Genomic DNA, 2,077 nt, shown 5'->3' on the forward strand with positions numbered 1-2,077 from the left:
GGCTACGAGCGACCGCGACAACGTCCTCGCGGAACTCTCTGGGATAGGGACCAGGCATGATGACATCCTCCCCGCCAGCGCCTCCCGGCACTAACGATCAGTTGTCACCAATTCCTTCCTCACGCCCGAAGATCTTCAGCGATGGGATGAAGCGAATCGCCTGCATCCCCTTCGTGCGAAACCTGATCGAGTACAGCCGAGGCACGGACGACGACGATTACCTGAAGCTCACCTCTCTTCTCCACCATAAGACCGACACCGCGTCCATCACCCAGGCCGAGCTCGACACCATCTTCAGGAATGCGCTGGCGGGCCTGCCCGACCAGTCATGGGCAGATCCGGATGAGCCGGTCATCGACATGATCTACCGCGAAGCGGATGCCTGCCTTGAAGCAGATGAGGGTGTGAACTTCGCCAACAAGATCGTCCTGTCGATGGCCGTGAGGCTTCGTTCGGAGTCGTACATGCTTGGTCGGATCAACGACCCGGCGACCACCGACGCAATCACCAAGAACCAGAACTGGGAACTCTTCAAGCTGTTCGATCAGCGCGGAGTTGGTAGCGCCGCAGAGCTTGCACACCTGCGCTCGGTGTTGCTCATGACTCCCGAGAATCTCCACATCAACTCGTTCATGTACGAGCCGATCATCGACATGTCAGATGGTTCGCTCCGCGCCCTGTACACAACGATCTCCGGGCTCGACGAATCGAGGGAGTGAGCGACGCGCGTTCGTCCACCAGCGCGCTTAGGCTGCGATCTCAGCCCGTCTCGGACGATCCTCGACAGTATGCATGTCGGCGAGGAAACGCGGTTAGATCGCGTATCCCTCGACAGGGCCGTCAGTGTTCGGCTTCCATCCCAGCGCGGGGGCTACATGCTTCGCGAAGGACTCCAAGATATGTACACAATAAGCAACTCCCAATTGGTTCGGGATCGTCAGCATCAGGGTGTCCGCGGCCATCACCGCCTCGTCCTGTCGAAGCTGCTCGATCAGCACGTCGGGCTCGGCCGCATAGGTCTTGCCGAACGTGGAGCGGAACCCGTCGATGATGCCGATCTGATCGGCGTTCTCCTCGCTCCGAAGGCCGAAGTAGGCGCGGTCCATGTCGGAGACCAGCGGGAACACACTGCGGCTGACCGAGACCCGCGGGGTGCCGGTGTGCCCGGCCTCCTTGTATGCGGACCGGAAGAGGTCGATCTGCTCACGCTGCAGTTCGTGGAACGGCTGCCCCGTGGCCTCGGTGACGAGGGTCGAGCTCATCATGTTGAGACCCTTGCGACCCGTCTCGATCGCGGTCGGGCGCGAACCCGATCCCCACCAGATGTGATCGCGGAGTGTCGGCGACTGCGGCTCGATCGCGAGATAGCGCCCAGCCCCCACCATGCGCGGGTCGCCGGGGGCGATTCCCTCCCCGTCGATCGCACGCAGGAACAGGTCGAACTTCTCCCGGGCGATGACGCTTCCGCGCTCGGCGTCTTCCTCATCGACGTAGCCGAACGTCTCGTATCCGCGCAGAGCCGTCTCGGGTGAACCACGGCTCACGCCGAGCGCGATGCGACCGTCGGAGATCAGGTCGAGAGCGGCCGCCTCCTCCGCGAACTGGAACGGGTTCTCGTAGCGCATGTCGATCACGCCCGTGCCGACCTCGATGCGCTTCGTGCGCGCCGCCATGGCCGCCAGCAGCGGCATCGGCGAGGCGGCCTGACGCGCCCAGTGGTGCACGCGCACGTAGGCGCCGTTCACACCGATCTCGTCGGCGCCCTCGGCGATCTCGATGGTCTGCTTCAGCATGTCGCCCGCCGTGCGGGTCGCTGAGCCGGGCACATCCGCGTAGTGCCCGAAGGAGAGGAATCCGAAAGCCTTCATGATCCATTCCAACGCATAGATCTGGGGACTATTCCCCCGGCACCAGAATGCCGTCGAGCACCAGGGAGCGAGATCGGAAGAGCCCACGACCGAGCCGTCCCGATAGGTCGGCGGAGTCTCGATGTCCATCGTCACGGTGATCGGCGTGTCCGACCAGGTGAAGATCGATGCCGCCTCTCCGATGACCAGTCGCGCGGTGTCGCCCCACG

General features: G+C 63.3%; 2 protein-coding genes. One reads left to right on the plus strand and one right to left on the minus strand.

Annotation, left to right across the window (positions count from 1 at the left end):
- Positions 1 to 56 precede the first annotated feature (56 nt).
- Positions 57 to 719 (plus strand): hypothetical protein, encoded by a 663-nt coding sequence (locus tag KZA10_RS13245; RefSeq protein ID WP_218683111.1) that lies wholly within the window; start codon positions 57 to 59, stop codon positions 717 to 719.
- Between the two features lie 93 nt (positions 720 to 812).
- Here KZA10_RS13245 and KZA10_RS13250 read toward each other — a convergent pair whose 3' ends face one another.
- Positions 813 to 1,868 (minus strand): LLM class flavin-dependent oxidoreductase, encoded by a 1,056-nt coding sequence (locus KZA10_RS13250; RefSeq protein WP_218683112.1) that lies wholly within the window; start codon positions 1,866 to 1,868, stop codon positions 813 to 815.
- Positions 1,869 to 2,077 lie beyond the last annotated feature (209 nt).

This window comes from Microbacterium sp. BF1, from assembly GCF_019279095.1.
GTDB classification, from domain to species: Bacteria; Actinomycetota; Actinomycetes; order Actinomycetales; family Microbacteriaceae; genus Microbacterium; species Microbacterium maritypicum.